Raw genomic sequence first — 21692 nt, forward strand, 5'->3', positions numbered from 1 at the left:
CCTTGTAGGAATAGCGGAGATCGCCATTGGGGCGTGGAGTCGCAAGGCCACGCGCGGCTGCGGACGGTGTCGGGGAAAGCCGTCGATAGAAATGGCCACGTTCTTCAAATCCAGTGATAATTCCAGCGGCGTCGCGGCGAAAGCTGACCGGTTCCCTCGCGCCATTCAAGAAAATGTCACCTTCTTGGCGCGGAAGCTTGTACTTTGCCTCATCCAGAACCGCGAAGAGATCTGCGCCAGAGATGATGTCGATGCGTGTATTGTTTTCGTACTCATAAGCGCCGATGTAACCGACGAGTGGAGCAGACGAAGTCTGGCAGACTGCGGACAAGGCAAAGGTCAAAAAACAGAAAAACCCAAATGTGCGTTTCAAGTAGATCTCCGCGAATAACTCAGTCTACAGCGCGTGCAGGCACTGACCGTCCTTGACGCGCGCGGGGCCGCATTTTCGTGGAACAGCTCTGCGCCACCACGGGTACGATGGATGAGCTGCCAGGACGACAGCCGCGTTTCAATTCACCGAAAGCCGGGGATTTCCCCGGTTCCACTTTGCGGAAGTCGCTCAGACTAGTAACGAGAAACGCCCTAGCGAAAGCTTGCCCGGATCACTGACGACAAGCCGACTTCTCGTTATTGAACTGCTACGTCTTTCATCTACGCTGTGCTCGCACGTCATCCACGACCTTCTCTATTGCATCGGCAACAGCATCTGGGTTCTGTTGGTGCATGAAATGGCCGGAATCAGGCACTGCAATGAGTCGCCCGTGTTCTGAACGCTTCGCGAGGTCCACCTGATGGTTGTGCCATTCATCGTTCAACGCTGTCAGTTGTTGCGGATTTAATGTGGGGAAAGCTGAAGCAGGCGCCTTCTGTGTGCGTTCCAGAACGCTGAGAGGGATGTCTGCGTGCCACGTAAGCGTTTCGTGGTTAGGAAGATATCCATTCTGCTGAAGAAAGGCAGGGTTGTTCCAATTGGGATCCAGCTCATTTGAGATGGCGGCAATCCGCCACTCCTGTTCCTCGTGTGCGGAATCGACGAAGACAAGCCCGGCAATTTCGTGGGGATACGCCTGCTGGTAGCGTCGCACAAGGATGCCGCCGTCTGAGGCTCCTACGAGAACGTATGGCTTCTTCAGCTGTGCCACAGCGAAGAGAGCATGATCGTCGGAAATGACGGCGTCGATAGGCCGACGTTCGGGATGCGCATCGTTCTCCGGGTGGTCGCTCTGTCCCACTCCAATGGCGTCGTAACTGCACACACGGATTTGGGGGCTGACTTTTTCCTGCACCTTTCCCCACGCATTCGCCGCGCCAAGACCTCTCCCGGTAACGAGGATGACGGTAGGGACCGCGTTCTCATTTCCAGAGCATTCTAGAAACATGTGCTGACCGTTGGAAAGCTGTACCAACCGGCCGGGCTTCTGAAGCGTTGAGGAACCCTGAGAGATGGACGGCTGCTGGATGCAGGCATGCACGATTGATGGTTCCCCGATCGTGCAGAAGCCAAAAACAGTGCCCATCGTAATGACACTTGCAATGAGTGTTGCTGAGAGCAGGAGTTGTGCGCGTGCCAAGGCTCGCGGAGCGCAGAGCACGAATATCTCACGGAGCACTTCGCTCCAGACTCGGAACGTCTCTTCGGCGCCTCGCTGCCGTGCATGCTCAAGTTCGTCCCGAAACACCAAACGCATTTCATCGCCGTAGTAAGCGATCAAATCGTCGCTTTGAATCATGAGCAGGCGATCAAAGAGGAAGCATTGAAGCCGGTCGAGGCGATTCATTTCTGCTCTCCAATTTTGAGAAGTTTTCTGTGCCGTGCGAGGTCGAGCAGAGCCTGTTGACGCCGAAACTCGGCACCGAGCAGGCGCTTTCCTGTCGAGGTCAGAGCATAGGTTCTGCGCCTCTCGTCGCCGGAGTGGAGAACCTCGGTGATAAGGCTTTGTTCCGTTAGCTTTTTGATGGTGGTGTACAACGTCGCAGGGCCAATTGAAAATGTTCCTTCAGAAAGTTCGCGAATGTCCTGCATGATGCGATAGCCATGCTTTTCTTCGTCCGCCAGAGCGAAGAGTACAAAGAAGGATGCGGTTGGCAACGGAAGTTTCTCAAGCAGAGATTCGTCGAATGAGCGCGTTTCCATCGTGCCCCCCCCTATATCCATTGCAGATATATCGGGAATGGATATACTGTGTCAATGGTCGATCTTGCAGTCGATCGACAATTATCGTCTTTGGAGGCGCTCAAGCCACCAGTTTGCTGAACCAACTCGTGCGCGGTTGGCCAGTCTGATCGCTCCTGGTAAACGCCGTTGTCGAACATTGACGCCTTTTGATGGCAAGCCGACTTCGCAGTACTAATTTGTTTTCGAGAAATCTACCTTGAGTTAATACACGTCGATGTCGGGTTTGGACGCGAGGTGGTCGTCTGGAGCATTGAGGAACTCATGGATATATAGATCTCCTTCTAGGGAGTTCAACAGAGGCCCATGCATACGCTTCGTAAACAATAACCGCTGGCTGTTGGGAAAATAGTGGTGGATCATATCGTTGTAGAGAGGTCTGCAGGCGTCATCCAGTCCACCTGCTCCAAGCAGTACCGGGACGGTGCTATAGTACGGCTTCTTGGTTGCTGAATGGATCGGTTTTACGTGCCACTCCTGGCATACGGCTCCGAATACATCATTTACATGAAAGCCCGCCAGCCACGGCATCATCTTTTCCTGCTGTGCAATCAGGTCAGGATCTTCGTATGCCATTTTGTCCGAGCAATAGACCGAGATGCGCATTCCCGAAACGCCACCGTTATTTGCGAACACGCCGTCGAAGTATTCCTTCACGTATAGCTCTGCGCGTTCACTGACCATGTCGAGAACAATCTGCGGTATCTGCTTGATCCCGTCGTAGTCCTCCAGCTTGCTATGCAGGATGCTCAAAAGTTCACTGCGACCATAGCTCAAATCAACATTACGGCCATCCTTGAGCCGGTAGTGGATTGAAAAGCTTTTCCCCTCTATAGAACTGAAGTAGGCGCGAAACTGGGGCGTGAGCTTCCTGTCCACACCATCCAATACCATCGTCAAAGCTTCATCGAAGTTCGCTAGTTCCTGCTCGTCAATGTTCACGAACTCCGGGAGTGGCGAATCGAGGATGAGTGACCGAATGTGCTCGGGATACTTCCGCAGGACGGCCATCATTATGCCACCACTGTATGAAATCCCCATCAAATTGATTAAGTCGATCTTGAGCACCTTGCGTAGATCTTCGATGTCAGCTGCGCTTTCGTCCGTGCTGTATGCAGATAGGTCGATGCCCCGCTCAACTAGCTTCTTACGACACGCCCTCACCGCTGCCAGCCGTGCAGCATCCGGAGACCGATGTTCGAGATACGCCCTCTGGACCTCAGTGCCTTCGCCGTCACACTCTAGATTCGGCAGTGCGAAGTGCGTCCCTCGTTGTTCGAACGCAATATAGTCCCGGTCGACCAGTAATGATCGGCGAGAGATCGAAGTCACGGGATGCAGAGAACTGACCCCGGGACCACCGCCCGTATAAAGCACCGGATCAGGGGCCCGGGCCTTGTTCTTGCTCTTTACGTAGATGAATGGAAGTTTGATGACACGACCTTCAGGATGTCCACGGTTCTCGGCCACAACAAGGTAACCACAACGGGTGTCGTATCCGTCGCCTGGCGTGTAGAGGCAGGAAGTATCGTCAACACGAGGCAATTCAGCTTTCTGTGCTCGGCAAACCAAGGCCATACAAATGAGCAAGGAGGGGCCGCAAAACCGTCCTGTTAGTTTCATGTGCAGCTTAGACCGCATTCGGCTTCGAAAGTTTCAGCCAATAGGAGATTGATCCTAATAAATGCCGCTACCATCAGTTTCGGGTCATTGGCGAGAAGCCGACATATCACTACCTATCGTCAATTGGTTATCCACTATCTGGCACTATGACATGGCTATGATGTGACACCCCAAATCATGCCAACAGATTCAGCGCTTACGTCATAGTTTTCTGTACGGGCGACCTGTTTGTAGGTAGCTGCTATTCAATAGTTTGAAGTCGAATCCTCAATGCTTAGGTTCGGCTCTTAATCGACAGTGGTAGGGGAGGAGAAACGAGAAGGCTTCACCGCAGATAAGAGACTCCGAGACTCTTTTGAAAAGTAACGAACTGTTGAGCGCGCTATGAACGCGGAGAGCCGACGGACTACTTCGAGATGTATGCGTTTAGTCCCACTGTAACTGGCTGGCCATTGACCATGGCATCCGTTACGACGTTCCCACCGCTCGTCGCTACTAACATCGTCTTCCCGCTTTTTGATTTTGTTGGTGTCTCCAGCATGGAGATTCTGATGACAAGTTCGTTTCCTTCGATCGTTACCTGCATTGATATCCTTTCGCCTCTTATGATTGTGGTTGTATCGATGTCGCGTCGCACACCAAACCGATGCGTCCGACGAATCAGCCGATAAATAAAAAGTATTAGACCATAGCGTATGGATGTTTCACGCTGAGAGTCTCAGGCGTTCGCGGACGCCAAAACGACTTACGGAGAACTCTTTATGGCTTCAAACCGTGGTGATCGATCTCCCATCGTAGGTTCTCTTGTCCCCTTGACGAAAAAAGAGATCGGGACCGATGCGCACTCGCATGTTCTGCGCGGTCGTGGTCGATTCCTTCGATTGCCACAGGTGACGGATACCGTTGGACTGTCGAAAACAAGTATTTACGAAATGATCAAACGAGAAGCGTTTCCGTCTCCGGTTCCGATCGGAAAACGCGCAGTGGGGTGGATTGAAGAAGAAATCAGGGATTGGGCGGAAGAACAAATTCGTCTCAGAACTTTGCAACGTCGCCATTCAACCAAGGCATCGGATCAAACGGTTCGGAGCCTCAGGAAGACGGCCTAGCGCCGCGAATTGTTCCAGCGGACATCCGAACCGGCAGCCTATATGCCGTTCATGAATTTATCCGTAACTCGACCGATGGTCTAGTTCGCCAGCGCTGCAATTCCTTTGGCCAACTGCGTGTCGACATAGTCCGCCCACCATTGCATCATCTTCGCTCGTTGCTTGATGTATTTCGCCTTGTTGTATGCGCCTTTGACCTTGTTCTCTTCAACATGAGCGAGCTGCATCTCGATCCAGTCCTCTTCGAACAGGTTCGACTCATACAAAACAGTCGATGCAATTCCTCGGAATCCATGTCCGGTCATCTCGCCCTTGTATCCCAGGCGATAGAGAGCGAATAGGATCGTGTTGTTGCTCATCGTCTTGTCCTTATCATTCGCTCCAGGAAACACCTTCGTTCCATTCCCTGTGCGAATCGAGAGATCCCGGAGAATCGTGACGGCTTGATGTGGCAGCGGCACGATGTGAGGGCGCCTCTTCTTCATGCGCTCACGTGGTATCTCCCATTTTTCTTTCTCGAGTTCGAATTCAGCCCAGTCCGCTTCAATTAGCTCCGATGTCCTCACCCACAGGTACGCCATCAGGCGCATCGCGTAGATGGTCAGAATGTCGCCTTTGTAGGTCCACATCTTCGCCAGCAGCTCCGGAAGATCGCTTTCATCCACCCTCGCGAAGTTCATCTCCATCGCGGGTTTCAAGATGTCCGATGGCTTGAAGTCGGCTGCTGGATTACGCGTCGCCAATCCATTCGCAATGGCGAACCGGAAGATCTGCCCAATGGTTTCTTGGGCGCGTTTCGCCACATCGCGAGCGCCGCGGTCCTCAATTGCAAGCACTAATTCGCGAACGTCGGCTGCCTTCACGTCGTCGACAAACTTGTGCCCAATAACGGGGAAGACATCGGCTTCAAGACGGCGCATGACCTGAGCGGCATGTCGGGGTGATTTGCCAGTGGACCAAGTGTCCCACCATTTTCGGGCTACCTTCTCGACGCTGCTTTCTGCTCGGCGAAGAAGTGTCTTGGCGTGTTCCTGTTTTGTTGCTGCGTCTACCTTGCGCTCCTCCATTGGATCAACGCCGCTACCCAGTGTCTTTCGGGCAGCAAAATGTAGATCGCGAGCCTCCTTCAATGAGACGAGAGGGTACTCGCCTAAGGCCATCATCTTCTCTTTGCCTTGGAAGTAGTATCGCCATCTCCATAGCTTGGAGCCAGACGATGTGACGAGTAGACAGAGGCCACTACCGTCGGTCAGTTTGTATGGCTTTACAGTAGCCTTCGCAGTCTCGATTTCGCGGGTCGTGAGTGCCATGTCTGCCTCCAAACTGCGGAAGATGCGATACCCGCAATTCGTCCCCACTATACCCGCATCCGTACCCGCAGCGGAGTCCGGACCAATTGGACCGGCTCAGGACCGTTTAGAACGATAAAATCGTGCAAACATCTGTATTGATGAGGCTTTTCGGAGTCTGAGGAGATGCTAGGAAGTCCGGGAAAGTACGCCAGAAAAGGAAATTGGTTGCCCCCCAGGGATTCGAACCCCGATTAGACGAGTCAGAGTCGTCGGTCCTACCATTGAACGAGAGGGCAACACAGATGCGGAAGAGCTTCCGCTTGCATGCGTAAGCGAGTCGCGTGCGCGTCTCAACTGACTTTCTAAGTGTACGAAACACTTGCGATTGAGTCAAACTGACGCGTTAGTTGAGCGTGGCTGTGCGAAGCCAGCCGAAGCTGCCTGCCGATGCCGGTACAACACCCTGCAAGTGCCTACTGTGAACCACGATATTATCCGGCGACCATAGCACCAATGTTGGCTCGTCTTCTGACAGAATGCGCTGCAATTCCAGGTAAATCGCGCGGCGTTTTGTGCTGTCTATTTCCGCTGCGCCTTGGGCAATCAGTGCGTCGATGCGCGGGTTCGTGTAATGGCCGCGGTTCGAGCCTTTGGGTGGCATCATCGCAGAACTGTACGCGTAGCGGAAGATATCCGGATCTTCGTTGGAGCCTACCCAGCGCAATACGTACATCTGGAAGGCGCCTTTGGTCACGTCGGAGTAGAAGGTGCCGAATTCGTTCTGGCGTAGCGACAATTCGATGCCCGCGCCGCGCACCTGTTGTTGCACCACGGCGGCCAGTAGACGCATCGTGTCATCAGTGGAACTCTTCAGTGTGAGATGAATGCGTGTTCCGTTCTTGTCTGCGTGGTAGCCCCCTTCTTCCAGAAGCTGCTTTGCCTTGACAATGTTGTGCGCGTAGCGCGTGAGGGAATCGTTTGCGCGCGGTGCGGCCCAGTGGCCGTTCGGTAGCAAGGTGTCCTGCGATTCGGCTTGTCCATGATAGAGCGCTTGGATGATGGCGGGGCGATCCACTGCGTACGCGAACGCCTGCCGGACGCGCGGATCGCGTAGCTGCGGATCGGTTGCGTTGAAGGTGATGTAGAGAACGATGGAGCCGGGCTTTGCTTCGACAACGAGTCGAGGGTCCTTTTGCATAACTGCGACCATGTCGCCCGTGAGTGCGTTGGAAGCCGCGTCGGCAGAGCCTTTCTGCAACTCGAGCGCTCGTGTGATGGCATCGGGAACGACGGCGAAGCGCACGCGCGGGATCGACGGTGCGCCGCCCCAGTAGTTCGGATTGCGCTCCAGAACCACGTCCTTGTCCTGCTCCTCACTCACGAAGCGGAACGGGCCAGTGCCGATGGGATGATCGCCCATGTTTTGCCCTGCGCCCTTCTCGACGACCGCGCTGAGTTCATCGCTCATGTTGAAGAGCAAGCTCGCATCTGGTTTTTTCAGGTGAACGATGCAGGTGTGCGCGTCTGTAACTTCTGCACGATCGACGCTGGCAAAGTTGCCGCCTTTTGCCGTGGTGATTGCACCGTTGTGCATCGAGTCGATGGACCATGCGACGTCACTGGCGTCGAGCAGCTTGCCATCGTGAAAGTGCACGCCATCGCGGATGTGCAACACCAGTGTTAGCGGATCGTGCCACTCCCACGCAGTGGCAATCGCGGGTTGCAGGTTGTAATGCTGATCCTTGCGAACAATGGAATCGAAGAGTAGCGCTCCGATGTGTTCCGCCTGCGCATCAGAACCGATACGAATATCAAGATTGGTCGGTGAGTTTTCAATGTCGACGACAACGGTGTCGCGGTCAGGACGCTCGTGGCACGCTGCCAACGGCAGGAGACTAAGTAGAAGCGCCGCGGAGAAGACGGGCTTGCTCATGGCAGCGTGATCCTTCCCAGAATTGCGGGCCTCGCAGCTCCGGTAGCGGAAGGGACGTTGCCGGGACGTTCGTGCCAGCGCAGCCAGGCCAGGAGCGCGAAGGCCATGGCTTCCTTTGCCTGTGAAGGGACGCCGAAATCGTCGGTCGTGCTGACAGTGACGCCTAGTGGTTCCAGACCGTTGTGCAGCAGTTTCATCAGGGTTGCGTTCTTTGCACCACCGCCCGCAACGATGTAGTCAGTGGATTGTGCGAGAGGAGCGTTCTGCCCGAGGAATGGCCATACGATGGCGCGATAGGCCGCGAGGATGCTTTCCGCCGTGAGTGCCGTCGCGGTGGCGATGATGTCTTCGTTCTTCGCAGTATGTCGACGGCAGGCAGCGATGAAGCGTTCGAGATAAGCTTTGCCGAACTCTTCGCGTCCGCAACTTTTCGGTGCTGGTAAGTGGAAGTAGGGAAGCTTCAATGCATCGGTGAGCACTTCGTGGATGACGCTGCCACGCTTCGCTGTCGCTCCGTTGCGGTCAAAAGTTTTGCCGAAGAGTTGCTGCATGCAGGCGTCGATCACCATGGATGCGGGGCCGCTATCGAAGGCGAGCAGTTTGTCTGTGCCTGCAGGAATGGCTGTCATGTTTGCGATGCCGCCAAGATTCTGCAGAACACGATTGCGCTTTGCGTGTGCAAAGAAGACGCGATCGAACATGGGCACCAGTGGTGCGGCTTGCCCTCCCGCAACCATGTCGGCAGGTCGAAAGTCGCTGACCACAGGCAGGCCCGTGCGTGACGATACTTCGCTTGCTTCACCGATTTGTAGCGTGCAGCGCAGCGGCTCTCCTAAGAACTTCGTTGGTGTGCCCTGGTGGTAGATCGTCTGTCCATGCACACCGGCAAGTCTTGCACGAATGCCGCTCTGTTCTTGCGCTTGCATGATGCAGTTGCCATAGAACTCGCCAAGGCGCCAGTGCAGACGAGCGAAGTCCGCGGTGCTCATGGCAGGGGAGTCCATAGAAGCGAGTACGACTTCGCGAAGCTTCTTTGGATAGGCGAATTCTGTATGTGAGAGCAGTTTCAGGCGTGGTTTCGCAGCATCTTTTGCTGGAGTGATGCGAACCAGTGCGACATCCACACCATCGGCAGATGTACCGCTCATCACACCAGCTACGATCATCGCTTTCTGTGTCTTCATTCGGCAATCTCCCGCTTCAATTCGGCCAGTAGTTGCAGTGCCTCCATGGGCGTCATGCGGTCTACATCGAGCTCGCGTACGCGATCTACAACGCGCTGCGAGAGCGGTGTGAAGATGGTCATCTGCATGGGCGACGCTGTTGGCTGCGCGGCTTGCCCGGCTGCCGCAATGGATGCAGACTCCGCCTTCTCATGCATCTTCAACACGGCGCGTGCGCGTGCAATGACCTCACGCGGCAAGCCTGCAAGCTTGGCAACTTCGATGCCGTAGCTGCGGTCGGCAGCGCCGCTCTCTACGTGATGCAGGAAGACAATGCCCTGCGGAGTTTCGCGACAGGCCACGCGCAGATTCTTCAACCGTGTCAGCTTCTCTTCCAGCAGCGTGAGTTCGTGATAATGCGTTGCAAACAGCGTGCGCGCGCCAATGCGTTCGTGCAGGTGTTCGACTGTGGCCCATGCAAGCGAGAGGCCGTCGTATGTGGCGGTACCGCGTCCCATTTCGTCGAGCAGGACAAGGCTGCGACGCGTGGAGGAGTTGAGAATGGCAGCGGTTTCCGTCATCTCCACCATGAAGGTGGACCGGCCACGCGCTACGTTATCGCTGGCACCGATACGCGTGAAGATGCGGTCGACCAGCCCCAGCTTCATGGATGCAGCAGGAACGAACGAACCACTTTGGGCAAGGATGACAAGTAGTGCGGCCATGCGCAGATAGGTCGATTTACCGCCCATGTTGGGGCCCGTGATGAGCGCGAGCGACGGGCCGTTGTCGCTATCAAGATAGCCAGAGTTGGGAATGAAGCGGCCCGTGCCGTTCTCTTCCAGTCGAAGTTCGACTACGGGATGTCGAGCCTCTGCAAACTCAAGAACGGTGCTGTCTGCGATTACTTCTGGTTGAGTCCATCCACGCAACGCTGCGATGTGCGCGAAGTTTGCCAGCAGATCAATCTCAGCAAGGCGTCGAGCCGTGTCGCGCATACGCGGAGCTGCGTCGAGCACTTCACGTCGCAATGCGGCGAAGATACGACGTTCAATTTCTCCCAGCCGTTCCTGCGCTGTCAGGATCTTGCGTTCGTAATCTTTCAGCTCGGGTGTGGTGAAACGTTCCGCATTCACCAATGTCTGTTTGCGTTCGTAATCTGCAGGGACGTTGGCAAGGTTCGCCTTGGTGATCTCAAGGTAGTAACCGAAGACGTTATTGAAACGAACCTTCAGGCTGTTGATGCCGGTGCGCGTGCGTTCGCGTTCTTCAATGGCTGCGATCGCTTCGCGTCCACTGCGCGAAAGCCCGCGAAGTTCGTCGAGTTCGGCGTCTACTCCGGGTTGAATGGAGTCGCCTTCACCAAGCCGCAGTGGTGGCTCTTCGACAATCACTTGCGCAACGCGTGTGCAAACATCGACCAGCGTATCGAAGTTATTCTTGAGCGCGGACCAGCGCCCGTCCTGCAAGTCATGCAAAGCTTCGTGGATCGCAGGTAGTGTGGCGAGTGTCCGTCCGAGTGCAACGATTTCGCGAGGTCCTGCGGAATCCAAAGCGAGACGTGCCAGCAGTCGCTCCAGATCGAGCACGCCTTCTAAGGCGCGACGCAGTCGTTCACGTGCGGCAAGATCATTCTTCACCTGTGCGACTGCATTGTGCCTTGCTTCGATCTCTTCTGCATGGATGGATGGCCGCAGAATCACTGCACGCAGAAGACGTTTTCCCATCGGCGTGCGGCAGGCATCGAGCGCGTAGCAGAGTGTGGTCTGCTGATTCTCTCCACTGAACAGAGGTTCAACGAGTTCCAGATTGCGCACGCTGACCGCATCCAGTTCAAGGCATGTGGTGCGCTCATAGAAGCGCGGCACGTCGAGATGCTCGATCTCATCATGCTTCGTTGCGCGCAGGTAATGCAGCAGCGCGCCCGCTGCAATGCCGGCAGATGTTTTGCCTGCGAGTCCGAAGCCTTCCAGTGAATGCGTTCGATAGTGATTCTGCAGTAATGGCAGCGCGTATTCGCTGGTAAAGACCCAATCCTCCACCGGCGTGCGTGTACGAACGCCTGAAAGCAGATCGGCTTCGGTATCGTCTTCGCCGTTCAGATCAGCCTGGCCGTTGCCCAGATGCAGGCCCGCGGGCAACAGGATTTCGCGTGGACGATTGCGCGCGACTTCTTCCAGCGCAAGATTGACAGCGTTGACGCCGCGGAACTCGGTGGTGCGGAACTCGCCGGTGGACAGATCGAGCATGGCCACGCCGGAAGACTTGCGATCCCCGCCGACGGTCAACGCGGCAAGGAAGGTGTTTTCGCTGGCGGCTGCTGTGGGATCAAGCGCCGTACCGGGCGTCATAACGCGTGTGACTTCACGCTTGACGATGCCTTTGGCCAGCTTGGGGTCTTCCATCTGCTCGCAGATGGCGATGCGATAGCCTTTGCGGAGCAGGCGTTGCAGGTAGGCTTCGGCGGCGTGATAGGGGACGCCGCACATGGGCTGCTGGCGTTCGCGGTCGCGCGCTGTAAGGGTGAGTTCCAGTTCGCGGGAGGCGACAATCGCGTCGTCGTAGAAGAGTTCGTAGAAGTCGCCCATGCGGAAGAACAGCAGCGCATCGGGGTGCGCGGCCTTGGCGGCGGCAAACTGCTGCATCATGGGCGAAAGCTTGGCGCCTTCGACGGTAGTCTTTTCCGGGGGCATCTCTCTTGTCAGCATACCGTTTTGTGTGCGATTGCCGCCTGTGGAGGACGGGGGCGAAATATGACAAACGGTATACTGGATAGTGGCCACAGGGCCATGTTCGCTTTGTCGATTTTCTGGCTAAAAGTCGCTGTTGTACTGTATGGCGTTGCCTCACTGGCGGTGCTGCCTGCGGTGCTGTATGACCGTCCCCGGTGGAGAGCTGTGGCCATCCCGGCGACGGTGGCGGCTTTGCTATTCCATTTCGTCTCCGTTGCGGAGATGCTGCGATCCGCGCATCATCTTGTTCCGGTCAACGCGAGTGAGATTCAGGCGGCTTTGGGGCTGCTTCTGGCTGCGGCGTTTCTACTGGTCTACGCGGCCTATCGGACACTGACTGTGGGCGTGGTCCTGCTGCCTGCCGTGTTTCTGTTGGGATTATTGCCCGCCTTTGCACCCGGAACGCATGACATCACCGTGCCGTTGATGAATTCCGCATGGCTGTGGCTGCATATCGGGCTGCTGTTGGCGGCGTATGCGGCGTTGTCTGTCAGCGTTTTGGCCAGTGTGCTGTATCTGATTCAGGAGCGCAGGCTGAAGTCGCGTTCGTCTCGAGGCATTCTCAGTAAGCTGCCGCCGCTGGAGACAACGGACCAAATCGCGCTGAAGTCATTGCTGGTGGGTTTGCCCTGCATGACGGCGGGCCTGCTGATCGGCACAGCCCTGGCGCAGATGACGTATGGCGCGTCGTACTTTCGCGATCCGAAGGTGTTGCTTAGCTTCGCCATGTGGATTGCCTACGTGGCGATGATTGCCATCCGTAAATCCAGCGGTCTGCGTGGACGCCGCGCCGTGTGGCTGTCGTCGTTTGTGTTCTTCATCATGCTCGCCGTTTGGTCAGCAGACCAGGTGAGCAGCGTGCACCAGTTTGCGGGGCGCCCGTGAGCCTGAGCCTGCTGGGTGTAAACCACAAGAGCGCGCCGATTGATGTTCGCGAGCGCCTCGCCATCGCGCCGGATCAGCTTGCCGATGCGATTCGTTCGCTGGTGCAGCATCCGGGCGTGCATGAGGGGTTGATCCTCTCCACCTGCAACCGTGTGGAACTGCTTACGGAGCATGAGTCTGCAAGCGATGTTCGCGCGTTTCTTTCGGACTACTTCGCGGTGCCGCAATCCACGCTGGCGCCGCACCTGTACGAGTTCCGTGAGGACGAGGCAGTCCGCCATCTGTTCCGCGTTGCGTCGTCATTGGATAGCCTCGTCGTTGGTGAGCCGCAGATTCTTGGCCAGGTGAAGGAAAGCTATTCCGTCGCACGGGAAGTGGGTGCCGTCTCCTCCACGCTGGAACGCCTTCTGCAGTCAGCGTTCACGGTCGCAAAGAAGGTGCGCACGGAGACGGAAATTGGTTCTTCGTCGGTATCCATTGCGTCGGTTGCGGCGGATCTCGCGAAGCAGATCTTCGGGTCCCTGAAAGGGAAGCAGATTCTGCTGGTAGGAGCTGGCAAGATGAGCGAACTTGCTGCTCGTCACCTGATCGCGCAGGGAGCGACCGGCATTCTGGTTGCGAATCGCACGCCGGAGCGCGCGCAAAAACTTGCAGAGCAGTTTCACGGCCTTGCGGTGCCTTTTGCCGATCTGCACCAGCACGCGCCAAAGGCCGACATTATCGTGACCGGCACCGGCTCGCATAAGCACTTGTTCAACGTGCGCGATGCGCAGGAGATTCTGCACAAGCGTCGCGGACGGCCCGTGTTCTTTATCGACATTGCCGTGCCTCGCGACGTGGAACCCGCAGTAAACGGTGTGGATGGAGCGTTTGTTTACTCCGTGGACGACCTGCAGCAGGTAGCCGCAGAGAATCTGACGGCGCGATCCGAAGAGGCGGCGGCGGCGGAACGCATCGTCTCCGACGAAGTCAGCCGGTATCAGCAACGTTTACAGACGCTGGACGCTGTTCCCGGCATCCTAGCTTTACAGCAACATGCGGAGCAACTGCGCCTTGCGGAATTGGATCGTGCGCGCGCAAGGCTAGCCGGTTTGACCGCAGAGCAGCAGGAGGCCGTGGAAGCGCTGACGCGTTCCATGATGAACAAATTCCTGCACGCTCCTATGACCGGCCTGCGAAAGAGCGCGAATGACGGCGATGCCGCTGCGGTGGACATTATTCGTCGCATGTTTTCACGCGATCGCTAATTTTTCGTTGTGGCGCATTTTGCGCTTTCTCTACTCTCTCCTTCGTTCTGAAACTCTCATCTCAGGAGAGAGTGGAGGTGACGAGCCGTGAATAATGCACAATTCCACGAACCCAGGGGCTTCGGAGAGCACGCACGCGGTGTTGCTGCCGAGCGGGCCCATGAGATGGGTTGGGATCTCAATCAGGAACAACGAGCCGCTCCGCTGCAGGGCAAACAGAATACCTACGGCGGAAGCGACTACGATTATGGCGCGCAGGATTTCGGCGACGAACCGCTCAATATGGGCGGCAGTCGTCCGGATGAGATGAAAACCGCGCTTGACGTTCTAACGAAGGAGGACTGAGCTTATGGCATCGATCGACAATACGAAGATGCACGCGGGCCGCGAGGATGCGGTTCCCGGAAACGACAAGGCACACGCGCATTCTTACGCGGCGCACCTTGGAAGTCAGGGCAGCGTAAAGGCATCTCCGGTGAATGTAGGCAAGCAGGGGCTGGAAACAGATGCGATCCGGCAACCACCACAGGACCCCAGACGGAACGGCAAGACACATCATCGGCAATAGTTCTTCACCGTAAATAACAAAGGGAAGGGCGGCCCATCTGAGCCGCCTTTTCCTTTGCTGAGCCGTAAGAGTGAACTACATAACAACGCCACCGTCCTTCGCGGTTTCGTCCTTGCGCTTCTTTTCTTCTTCAGGCGATTTGTGATGCAGGTCGAAGCCGAAGTGCGGTTCATCCTGGGTGCCGGTGATCTTCACCGGAATCTCTGCGCCTGCGCCGTTGTGATGAAAGAACGGATCGACAGGCTTCAGCAGAAGACTCTTCCACTTTGAGGCGATCATCTGTGACACCTTCGCCTCGGTGCGTACCTTGCCGAAGAAATCAAACTGTTTGCCATCCATGCTGTACGTGCCTTCCAGGTTTACTTCTCCACCGGGAAGCGTGTAGTGCAACGTGGAAAACCTCAGACTTCCGTTGCGGCTTACGAGTTTGCCCTGCATGTTGGAGGTGACGTCGGGTGCACCGGGTTTGGCAGCTTTGGGATCGCCCTGCGCGCGCAGACTCAGCATGTCCACCTTGTCCTGCACCTTAGGGTTGGTGAAGTGGATATTGCGGAGGGTGAAGCCGCCGTTCATCTCCAACTTTTTCGTTACGCTCTCTTTGCCGTACGGAATACGCAGATGCATCTTCATGCCAATGTTGCTTTGCATGATAGGTGGCTTTGTCTTCACCGCAAGCATCAGGAAATCACGCAGATGGCCGTTGGGGATGTTTACATCCAGATCGGTGATGTGGCCTTTGCCCTTTACGTTGACCACGGCGCCAGAGCAGGTGAACTCTGAACTCCCCAGCTTTGCCTGCACCGGCTGCAAATAGGTGTCGCCACTGGTGCCGTCAATGATGGCGTGGAAGGTGGTGTCCAGCGGCATTGGATAGTTTGCCGTGTCGAGCGTGAAATCCGGTGTGTGGGTTGTGCCATCCGCGATGATGCGATCAAGCTGGCCGTCGAATTTTCCGGTCGAAGAAAGCATTCCGCCTATGCCCTTGATTGTTCCCAGGTCGGCATTGTCGAAGGTGTAGTTGCCATTTACCAGCGAGTCGCCGGGCTCTTCGTTATTCCACGGACCAAAGTCGCCAGTGGCGTGAATATCGCCTTTGGGGATGGCATTGACGAGCACAGCGTCATATTTCCACGGTCGTTCCGGACCAATATCACGCATACGGATGTGTTGCAGTTCAAAGTGCTTCGGATCCTTATCTGGCTTGAAGGTGCCGATGATCAGGTGCGAGTTCTCCACCTCAATCTGATCGACGAGAATCTCAATCTTGCCTTTCTTCTTATTTGGGTTCGACGGAGCGGCGGCACGCGCTTCTCTCGGCGGAATGTGAATCTGCATGCCGCTCACGTAGACCGTGCCAACGTGGGTTGGCTTCACAAATAATCCACTAAGGGGAGCATGGAAGCGGAAGTGTTCCATGGCAATCAGGGGGTCCGTTGCACCAGCAGCGACAACGTCATCTGGCGCATAGATACGCAGCCCCGTGCCGGATACTTCCAGCCCTTTCATCAATGAGACGTCGAGGGTATCCAGCTCCACGCGACTGTTAAATCGGGTGCTTAGCGTGTCAATCACTCGGCCCTTCAGGATAGGGCCTGCGCGATGCACCATAACGTTGCCAACGACGATCAAGACAGCGAGGACAATCAGTGCGCCAATTGCTATCCACCGCCAGACCCCACGCCGTTTTAAAGGCGGGCGTGCTGCAGTTTCCTCATTCACCACGAACTTCCTCCAGCCGCACAGCTTTTGCCGGGATGGACAAAATCGACAGCTTGTTTGCTTCTGATGCAAAGGATGGTCGCGGGGTATAGCCGCGGTGCGGGAGTGGGCAGGCGTTCCGGGCCGCAGTATGATCACTCCATGCACCTGCGAATTGGTTCCCGCGGCTCGCGGCTCGCGTTATGGCAAAGCAATCACATCGCTGCGCACCTGCGCGCGCTGGGACACACCACTGAGATTCTGATTATCCGCACCACGGGGGACCGTATGCAGGACCCCGCCTTTGCCGCGACGATCATCGGCCCCGATGGCAAAACACCAGCCAATGTGGACGGCAAAGGCATCTTCATCAAGGAAATTGAAGAAGCACTTGCGGCTGGAACGATTGACCTTGCGGTCCATTCGTTGAAAGATCTTCCCACGGAGCTGGATGCACAGTTCACGCTGGCGGCGATTCCGGAACGTGCCGATCCGCGTGATGTTCTGCTGGTTCCGGACTGGCTGCAGATTCACACGCTGCCTGCGAATGCGCGTATTGGCACGACATCACCACGTCGCATGGCGCAGTTGCGCGCTCTCAATCCAGAGTTCCAGTTTGTAGCCATCCGCGGCAACATCGACACGCGCATCCGCAAGCTGGGACGTGGGGATTGCGATGCCCTGGTGCTGGCCGCCGCGGGAATCGATCGTCTTGGAACGAGGCTGTTGAAACCCGTGGAGCTCGATCCGCAGCATCCGGAGTTTGGCCGCGCGCCGCACATCGAATGCGTCACGCATCCGGATCACGATCATCTTGCCGACCACGACCACGGAGAAGAGCTTCCGGGCCAGGCGGACTGGATTCGTCAGCGTTTTGATCCAGAGATGCTGTGTCCTTCACCGGGGCAGGGTGCGCTTGCGATTGAAACACGCGCTGGCGACGCAAGGACCATTGCTGCTATCCAGGTGCTGGACGATGGGACCACGCGTTACGCCGTAGAAAGCGAGCGTTGGCTGCTGCACGCGTTAGGTGGGGGATGCTCGTTGCCCGTTGGCGCGCTGTGCATTCAGGAACAGGGCCGCGCGAAGCTCCACGCAGTAGTGGCGGCGCCCGATGGCGAATGCGTAGTGACTGCGATGCTATACGCCGCAGAAGGCGAATCCGCAGAGAGCTTTGGTTCGCGTGGCGCGAAGGTTCTGATCGATCAGGGCGCACGTGAGGTGCTGGCGGAAGGCTTTGCCGGGGTGGAGGCCGAGTAACGCTTGGCTCCCCGCGTTCTGGTCACTCGCGCCCCGCATCAGGCCTCGGCATTGGGCGATGCGTTGGCCGCTCATGGCCTGCGCGTGGCATCCGTACCCACCATCGCGCTTGCACCTCCCAGTGATGAATACGCCACGCTCGACCGCGTTCTTATTCGCTTGGATGAGTTCGATTGGATACTCTTCACCTCTGCGAATGCGGTCGCTGTCTTTGCTGAGCGGCTTGAGGACGAAGCTGTGCCGTTAACCTGTGGCATTGCTAGCATTGGCGCCGCCACCAGCAAAGCGCTGCGCGATGCAGGCTTTCCCGTACGCCTGCAGGCGCAGACGGCGATTGCGGAGTCCCTCGCGAAGTCGCTGTTGCCACACGCACGTGGTGCCTCCATGCTGTTGGTGCGCGCCGAGCAGGGAAGAGACGTCCTGATCGAAATACTCGAAGAGGCTGGCGCAGAAGTGACTCTGGCCCCCGCCTATCGCACGGTGATTCCTACGGAATCGGTGGAGCGGTTGAAGCGCGAACTGCCCACGGTAGACGCCATCACCTTCACCAGTTCGTCGTCAGTGCAGAATCTGTTCGCTCTGTTGCACGCCGCCGGTTTGTCTCTTCCAAAAGAGATGGTGCTGGCGTCCATCGGTCCCATCACCACCGCATCGCTCAAGGAGCAGGGACTGAGGCCTACGGTAGAGGCACGAGAGGCTACTGTCATATCGCTGGCTTCTGCCGTTGCGACGGCGCTTCGGCATCGCGGCTAAGAATCTTTGGCGATGGGTGTAAGGTTTTCCCGCCCGCTGCGTGTTTCCTTGTGAGCCCACATCACGGCTCTGAAGGAGAGACCAAATGAAGTGCAATGAATGTCAATGCGGTGAAGTCTGTGTCTGCGTCATTTGTGGATGCAAGCGGAATGGTTAGTTCCTCAGGCGGCTACGGAACATCTCATTCTGTAGCCGCTGCCATGCCCGTAACGACACAATTCGACACGCTGCTGGAACACCGTGCGCAGTTTCTTACCTTTCTGGAGCGTCGTCTGCACGACCGCAACAAGGCAGAAGACATTCTGCAGGCGGCCTATATTCGTGCGCTGGAACACGAAGGCAACGTGCAGGAGCACGAGTCCGTTGTGGGCTGGTTTTATCGTGTTCTGCGCAACGCGGTGATTGATTCCTATCGCCGAAACAGCGTGGAGAACGAAGGTCTCGCGGTGTTAGCGAGAGAGATGGAAGATGCCGCCACGCCGCCTGTCGACCTTCGCGATGAGGTATGTCTCTGCTTGAAATCCGCGGTGGATTCGCTGTCGCCTGACTACGCGGATCTGTTGCGCGAGGTGGATCTGGCAGACGAGCCGCTTGCCGCCTATGCGCAGAAGAGAGATCTGACCAGCAACAACGCCGCGGTGCGAGCGCATCGTGCGCGTGCGGCGTTGCGCAAGGCGCTGATTCGTTCCTGTGGAGCCTGCGCCGAACATCACTGCGAAAACTGCACCTGCAAACGCTGCTAATGAAGAGAGGCATGGCTTGCGCCATGCCTATTCTCGTTCTTCGCAAGTCGGATTAGTCGATGAAATCGACCTTGGCCTTGTGCGGAATCACGCCGCGCTCATAGCCCATGTCCAACAGCTTCTTGATGGCTTCGCGGCCATCGTCGCCGTAGTTCAGGGTGCGCTCGTTCACATACATGCCCACGAACTTGTTGGCCAGGTTCGGATCCAGATCACGCGCAAACTGCATCGCGTATTCCAGCGCCTGCGGGCGATGATCCAGCGCATGCTGAATGGAGTCGCGCAGAGCCTGTGTGGCAATGTGCATGGATTCCGGTCCCAGCGAACGGCGGATGGCATTGCCACCCAGCGGCAGGGGCAAACCGTCGGTCTGTTCGCGCCACCACTGGCCCATGTCCAGAATCTTGTGCAGGCCGTTGTCGCCGTAGGTGAGCTGGCCTTCGTGAATGATCAGGCCGGCTTCGAATTCGCCAGAAACCACGCGCGGAATGATCTGGTCGAACGGAACGACCTCGTACGCCACTTCCGGATGGAAGAGGCGCAGCGTCAGAAACGCTGTGGTCAGTTCGCCCGGAACAGCGATCTTCAGCTTCTTCACTTCGTCCGTGGTGTACTTGCGCGGAGCCACGATCATGGGGCCGTAGCCCTCGCCCACAGAGCCGCCGCAAGCCATCAGGGCGTACTCGTCCTGCAGGTAGGGATAGGCGTGGAAACTGATGGCCGTCACGTCGTAGTACGGATCATGAATGGCGCGCTGGTTCAGCGTTTCAATGTCCGTAAGAACGTGGGTGAACTTGTAGCCGGGGACGCGGACCTTGTTCGTTGCAAGGCCGTAAAACATGAATGCGTCGTCGGAGTCGGGGCTGTGGGCCACCTTGATCTCTTGTACGCCTGTCGTGGTGGTGCTCATGAAATTGTTTGTCCTTCAGGTTGTGGGGGGAAGAAAGTTACGGCTTAACGACGAGCCACGGCGGTAGCCATGCCTGCCGCAGCAAGGACCTTGATGGTGTCTGCAAGAGCAAACGGAGTCACAGCGCTACCGAGCGCCGTGGAGAACGGAACGTGCAGCGACACGCTAAACCAAGCCGCACCGCAGGCGTAAACCAGCAGCATGGTCGCAGCGCCTGCCGCAGCAAAGCTGAGGTAACGGCGCGAACGCAGCGCAGCGGGAATACCCGCAATCGCCGCTGCCAAAGGATAGGCGAAGAGATAGCCTCCCGTGGGGCCCAATAGGCGCGCCACGCCGGGCAGACCGACTGTTGTGAAGACCGGCATACCTGCCGCGCCTTCTGCCAGATAGAGAGCCAGTGCTGCGAAGCCCGCAGTCGGCCCCATCAGCATGCCCACCAGGATCACCGCGAAGGGTTGCAGCGTGAACGGAACCGGCGTGAACGGCAGTGGCACAGAAATGTGCGCGCACAGCGCGATAAACAGGCTGGCGGCCACAACAGCCAATGCTTGCAACACAAATGAGACCGAACGCGACTCGCCTGCGATAGCGGGACGCAGTGAAGACAGAGAGATACGTGACATGGGTCAGGTGCCTTTCAATCCTGATTGTACCGGCTGTGACGGCGATGCGAGATTAACGGTGTTCGGGTTTCGACAGAGTACCTGTGGGGCGACGTACGCCACCTGCCGGCGCGATACCCATATCCGGGTCGCGCAGGTCGCCCAGGTTCTCGTTGAAATAGGCGCGGTCCGAACGTTTCCGCAGCGGGGAATTCTGAACTTCCAGCACAGATGTATCTTTCTGAATTCCTTGTCCACGATTGCGTGCGCGAACGGACTGCGATGACGCTACGACACCGGCGGCCAGATCCGTGCGCGGATGCTGCCGTCTTTCGCGCATATTGAACTTCTGTTGCGACGAAGTTAGCGGTCGCGTCTTCCGCATGTTTCGCCATAGAGCAGCGATGCTCACGAGCAAAACAATGCAACATGTGGCGGCGATCAGGGCGAGTGTCTGCATAGACAAGACCAACCGAGAATACAACGGTGAGAGTTATTCCGAAAGAGGACACGGGCTTACACCTGATTTGGCATCATGGATAGGTTTTTCACTACAAAAAGGAGGTATCGAGTGGGATGCCACCTCTTGCATCGCGTCCCATCCGCGCATCTACTGGATGGAAGTGGAAACGCAGCAAAAGACGACGCGGCCCCGCGGATTTGCGGCCAACATCGGCCGTGTATGCGAGGTGTTTTACGGGAACCGACGCCGCCTGGCGACGGGAGCCGTGGCGTTGTTAGCCATCATGGTTGGTTACCACGTTGTTTTTGGAAAAAATGGCCTGACGGCATACCAGAACAAGCGCCACGACCTGCGCGATTTGCAGACGCAGAGCCAGCAGCTGGAGCAGGACAACGGACGCCTGCGTAGTCATGTGGAGCGTCTGACGAACAATCCGGATGCCATTGAGCATGAGGCACGAGAAGCGCTGCACTATGCGCGTCCCGGCGAAGTGATTTACACAATGCCTTCTGATCAGAAGGCCGCTGCGAAGTAG

Annotated in this window: 22 protein-coding genes and 1 tRNA gene; 9 read left to right on the forward strand and 14 right to left on the reverse strand. The window is 56.9% G+C overall.

Features of this window, described 5'->3' with window-relative positions; translation table 11 throughout:
* From M504_RS00005 to M504_RS00025, 5 genes are all read right to left on the reverse strand, one after another.
* A partial coding sequence (locus M504_RS00005) for a hypothetical protein (RefSeq protein ID WP_047486552.1) occupies positions 1-373 on the reverse strand: 373 nt, incomplete at its 3' end.
* 277 nt (positions 374-650) lie between these two features.
* Positions 651-1781, reverse strand: a complete 1131-nt coding sequence (locus tag M504_RS00010; RefSeq protein WP_047486554.1) for an alpha/beta fold hydrolase — start codon at positions 1779-1781, stop codon at positions 651-653.
* The gene (locus tag M504_RS00015) at positions 1778-2137 is read right to left on the reverse strand and encodes a PadR family transcriptional regulator (RefSeq protein WP_052200133.1); all 360 of its coding nucleotides are present in this window, start codon (positions 2135-2137) and stop codon (positions 1778-1780) included. Before M504_RS00015 ends, M504_RS00010 begins: the two co-directional genes overlap by 4 nt.
* A 243-nt stretch (positions 2138-2380) precedes the next feature.
* Entirely contained in the window at positions 2381-3799 is a 1419-nt protein-coding gene (locus M504_RS00020) for an alpha/beta fold hydrolase (RefSeq protein WP_047492753.1), read from the reverse strand.
* 406 nt (positions 3800-4205) lie between these two features.
* Positions 4206-4385 (reverse strand): hypothetical protein, encoded by a 180-nt coding sequence (locus M504_RS00025; protein ID WP_198137483.1) that lies wholly within the window; start codon positions 4383-4385, stop codon positions 4206-4208.
* Between the two features lie 175 nt (positions 4386-4560).
* Between M504_RS00025 and M504_RS21655 the strand changes: the two genes are divergently transcribed.
* Positions 4561-4908: an AlpA family transcriptional regulator gene (locus M504_RS21655; protein ID WP_084213954.1), complete on the forward strand. Its 348-nt coding sequence runs from the start codon at positions 4561-4563 to the stop codon at positions 4906-4908.
* Positions 4909-4988: 80 nt separating this feature from the next.
* Here M504_RS21655 and M504_RS00035 read toward each other — a convergent pair whose 3' ends face one another.
* The 5 genes from M504_RS00035 to mutS all read right to left on the reverse strand — a co-directional run bounded on the left by M504_RS00035 (position 4989) and on the right by mutS (position 11989).
* Positions 4989-6218 (reverse strand): integrase arm-type DNA-binding domain-containing protein, encoded by a 1230-nt coding sequence (locus M504_RS00035; protein WP_047486558.1) that lies wholly within the window; start codon positions 6216-6218, stop codon positions 4989-4991.
* Positions 6219-6422: 204 nt separating this feature from the next.
* Positions 6423-6496 (reverse strand) — tRNA-Gln (locus tag M504_RS00040).
* A gap of 107 nt (positions 6497-6603) precedes the next feature.
* A complete protein-coding gene (locus M504_RS00045) occupies positions 6604-8133 on the reverse strand; it encodes an ABC transporter substrate-binding protein (RefSeq protein WP_047486561.1) in 1530 nt (509 codons plus the stop codon).
* On the reverse strand, positions 8130-9317 hold the full coding sequence (locus M504_RS00050) for an anhydro-N-acetylmuramic acid kinase (protein ID WP_047486563.1): 1188 nt from the start codon (positions 9315-9317) through the stop codon (positions 8130-8132). Before M504_RS00050 ends, M504_RS00045 begins: the two co-directional genes overlap by 4 nt.
* Positions 9314-11989, reverse strand: a complete 2676-nt coding sequence (mutS, locus tag M504_RS00055; RefSeq protein WP_047486566.1) for a DNA mismatch repair protein MutS — start codon at positions 11987-11989, stop codon at positions 9314-9316. The genes M504_RS00050 and mutS overlap by 4 nt, the downstream gene beginning before the upstream one ends.
* A gap of 60 nt (positions 11990-12049) precedes the next feature.
* On the opposite strand from mutS, the gene M504_RS00060 reads away from it, so the two are divergent.
* The 4 genes from M504_RS00060 (at position 12050) to M504_RS00075 (ending at position 14728) form a co-directional block, all read left to right on the forward strand.
* Positions 12050-12913, forward strand: coding sequence for an inner membrane protein YpjD (locus tag M504_RS00060; RefSeq protein ID WP_369792880.1), 864 nt, complete (start codon positions 12050-12052; stop codon positions 12911-12913).
* On the forward strand, positions 12910-14160 hold the full coding sequence (gene hemA / locus M504_RS00065) for a glutamyl-tRNA reductase (RefSeq protein WP_047486569.1): 1251 nt from the start codon (positions 12910-12912) through the stop codon (positions 14158-14160). The genes M504_RS00060 and hemA overlap by 4 nt, the downstream gene beginning before the upstream one ends.
* A gap of 87 nt (positions 14161-14247) precedes the next feature.
* Positions 14248-14505: a hypothetical protein gene (locus tag M504_RS00070; RefSeq protein WP_047486572.1), complete on the forward strand. Its 258-nt coding sequence runs from the start codon at positions 14248-14250 to the stop codon at positions 14503-14505.
* 4 nt (positions 14506-14509) lie between these two features.
* Positions 14510-14728 carry a hypothetical protein gene (locus tag M504_RS00075; protein WP_047486574.1) on the forward strand — a complete coding sequence of 73 codons (219 nt, stop codon included), beginning with the start codon at positions 14510-14512 and terminating at the stop codon, positions 14726-14728.
* A gap of 75 nt (positions 14729-14803) precedes the next feature.
* Here the strand turns inward: M504_RS00075 and M504_RS00080 are convergent, their stop codons facing one another.
* Entirely contained in the window at positions 14804-16447 is a 1644-nt protein-coding gene (locus M504_RS00080) for a hypothetical protein (RefSeq protein ID WP_232296088.1), read from the reverse strand.
* 141 nt (positions 16448-16588) lie between these two features.
* On the opposite strand from M504_RS00080, the gene hemC reads away from it, so the two are divergent.
* The 3 genes from hemC (at position 16589) to M504_RS00095 (ending at position 19182) form a co-directional block, all read left to right on the forward strand.
* Positions 16589-17686 carry a hydroxymethylbilane synthase gene (gene hemC, locus M504_RS00085; protein WP_047492771.1) on the forward strand — a complete coding sequence of 366 codons (1098 nt, stop codon included), beginning with the start codon at positions 16589-16591 and terminating at the stop codon, positions 17684-17686.
* 3 nt (positions 17687-17689) lie between these two features.
* A complete protein-coding gene (locus M504_RS00090) occupies positions 17690-18439 on the forward strand; it encodes a uroporphyrinogen-III synthase (protein ID WP_047486579.1) in 750 nt (249 codons plus the stop codon).
* A 95-nt stretch (positions 18440-18534) separates the two neighbouring features.
* Complete coding sequence (locus M504_RS00095) at positions 18535-19182, forward strand: sigma-70 family RNA polymerase sigma factor (protein WP_232296089.1); 648 nt, start codon at positions 18535-18537, stop codon at positions 19180-19182.
* Positions 19183-19234: 52 nt separating this feature from the next.
* On the opposite strand, the gene M504_RS00100 is transcribed toward M504_RS00095, so the two are convergent.
* Genes M504_RS00100 through M504_RS00110 form a run of 3 tightly spaced genes read right to left on the reverse strand, consistent with a single transcriptional unit; the run spans position 19235 to position 21079 of the window.
* Positions 19235-20092 carry a menaquinone biosynthesis family protein gene (locus tag M504_RS00100; RefSeq protein WP_047486582.1) on the reverse strand — a complete coding sequence of 286 codons (858 nt, stop codon included), beginning with the start codon at positions 20090-20092 and terminating at the stop codon, positions 19235-19237.
* A 44-nt stretch (positions 20093-20136) separates the two neighbouring features.
* Positions 20137-20715 carry a biotin transporter BioY gene (locus M504_RS00105; RefSeq protein ID WP_047486585.1) on the reverse strand — a complete coding sequence of 193 codons (579 nt, stop codon included), beginning with the start codon at positions 20713-20715 and terminating at the stop codon, positions 20137-20139.
* Between the two features lie 52 nt (positions 20716-20767).
* Entirely contained in the window at positions 20768-21079 is a 312-nt protein-coding gene (locus tag M504_RS00110) for a hypothetical protein (RefSeq protein WP_156993369.1), read from the reverse strand.
* 19 nt (positions 21080-21098) lie between these two features.
* Between M504_RS00110 and M504_RS22425 the strand changes: the two genes are divergently transcribed.
* Complete coding sequence (locus M504_RS22425) at positions 21099-21692, forward strand: septum formation initiator family protein (protein WP_232296090.1); 594 nt, start codon at positions 21099-21101, stop codon at positions 21690-21692.

It is taken from the genome of Terriglobus sp. TAA 43 (assembly GCF_000800015.1).
Lineage (GTDB): Bacteria > Acidobacteriota > Terriglobia > Terriglobales > Acidobacteriaceae > Terriglobus.

Coding starts and splice junctions, on each gene's coding strand:
- M504_RS22425 (WP_232296090.1), top strand. CDS start 21,099: ATGCTCACGAGCAAAACAATGCAACATGTGGCGGCGATCAGGGCGAGT.
- M504_RS21655 (WP_084213954.1), top strand. CDS start 4,561: ATGGCTTCAAACCGTGGTGATCGATCTCCCATCGTAGGTTCTCTTGTC.
- M504_RS00020 (WP_047492753.1), bottom strand. CDS start 3,799: ATGAAACTAACAGGACGGTTTTGCGGCCCCTCCTTGCTCATTTGTATG.
- M504_RS00105 (WP_047486585.1), bottom strand. CDS start 20,715: ATGTCACGTATCTCTCTGTCTTCACTGCGTCCCGCTATCGCAGGCGAG.
- M504_RS00110 (WP_156993369.1), bottom strand. CDS start 21,079: ATGCGGAAGACGCGACCGCTAACTTCGTCGCAACAGAAGTTCAATATG.
- hemC (WP_047492771.1), top strand. CDS start 16,589: ATGCACCTGCGAATTGGTTCCCGCGGCTCGCGGCTCGCGTTATGGCAA.
- M504_RS00060 (WP_369792880.1), top strand. CDS start 12,050: ATGACAAACGGTATACTGGATAGTGGCCACAGGGCCATGTTCGCTTTG.
- M504_RS00010 (WP_047486554.1), bottom strand. CDS start 1,781: ATGAATCGCCTCGACCGGCTTCAATGCTTCCTCTTTGATCGCCTGCTC.
- M504_RS00035 (WP_047486558.1), bottom strand. CDS start 6,218: ATGGCACTCACGACCCGCGAAATCGAGACTGCGAAGGCTACTGTAAAG.
- M504_RS00050 (WP_047486563.1), bottom strand. CDS start 9,317: ATGAAGACACAGAAAGCGATGATCGTAGCTGGTGTGATGAGCGGTACA.
- M504_RS00025 (WP_198137483.1), bottom strand. CDS start 4,385: ATGCAGGTAACGATCGAAGGAAACGAACTTGTCATCAGAATCTCCATG.
- M504_RS00045 (WP_047486561.1), bottom strand. CDS start 8,133: ATGAGCAAGCCCGTCTTCTCCGCGGCGCTTCTACTTAGTCTCCTGCCG.
- mutS (WP_047486566.1), bottom strand. CDS start 11,989: ATGCCCCCGGAAAAGACTACCGTCGAAGGCGCCAAGCTTTCGCCCATG.
- M504_RS00075 (WP_047486574.1), top strand. CDS start 14,510: ATGGCATCGATCGACAATACGAAGATGCACGCGGGCCGCGAGGATGCG.
- M504_RS00100 (WP_047486582.1), bottom strand. CDS start 20,092: ATGAGCACCACCACGACAGGCGTACAAGAGATCAAGGTGGCCCACAGC.
- M504_RS00015 (WP_052200133.1), bottom strand. CDS start 2,137: ATGGAAACGCGCTCATTCGACGAATCTCTGCTTGAGAAACTTCCGTTG.
- M504_RS00095 (WP_232296089.1), top strand. CDS start 18,535: ATGAATGTCAATGCGGTGAAGTCTGTGTCTGCGTCATTTGTGGATGCA.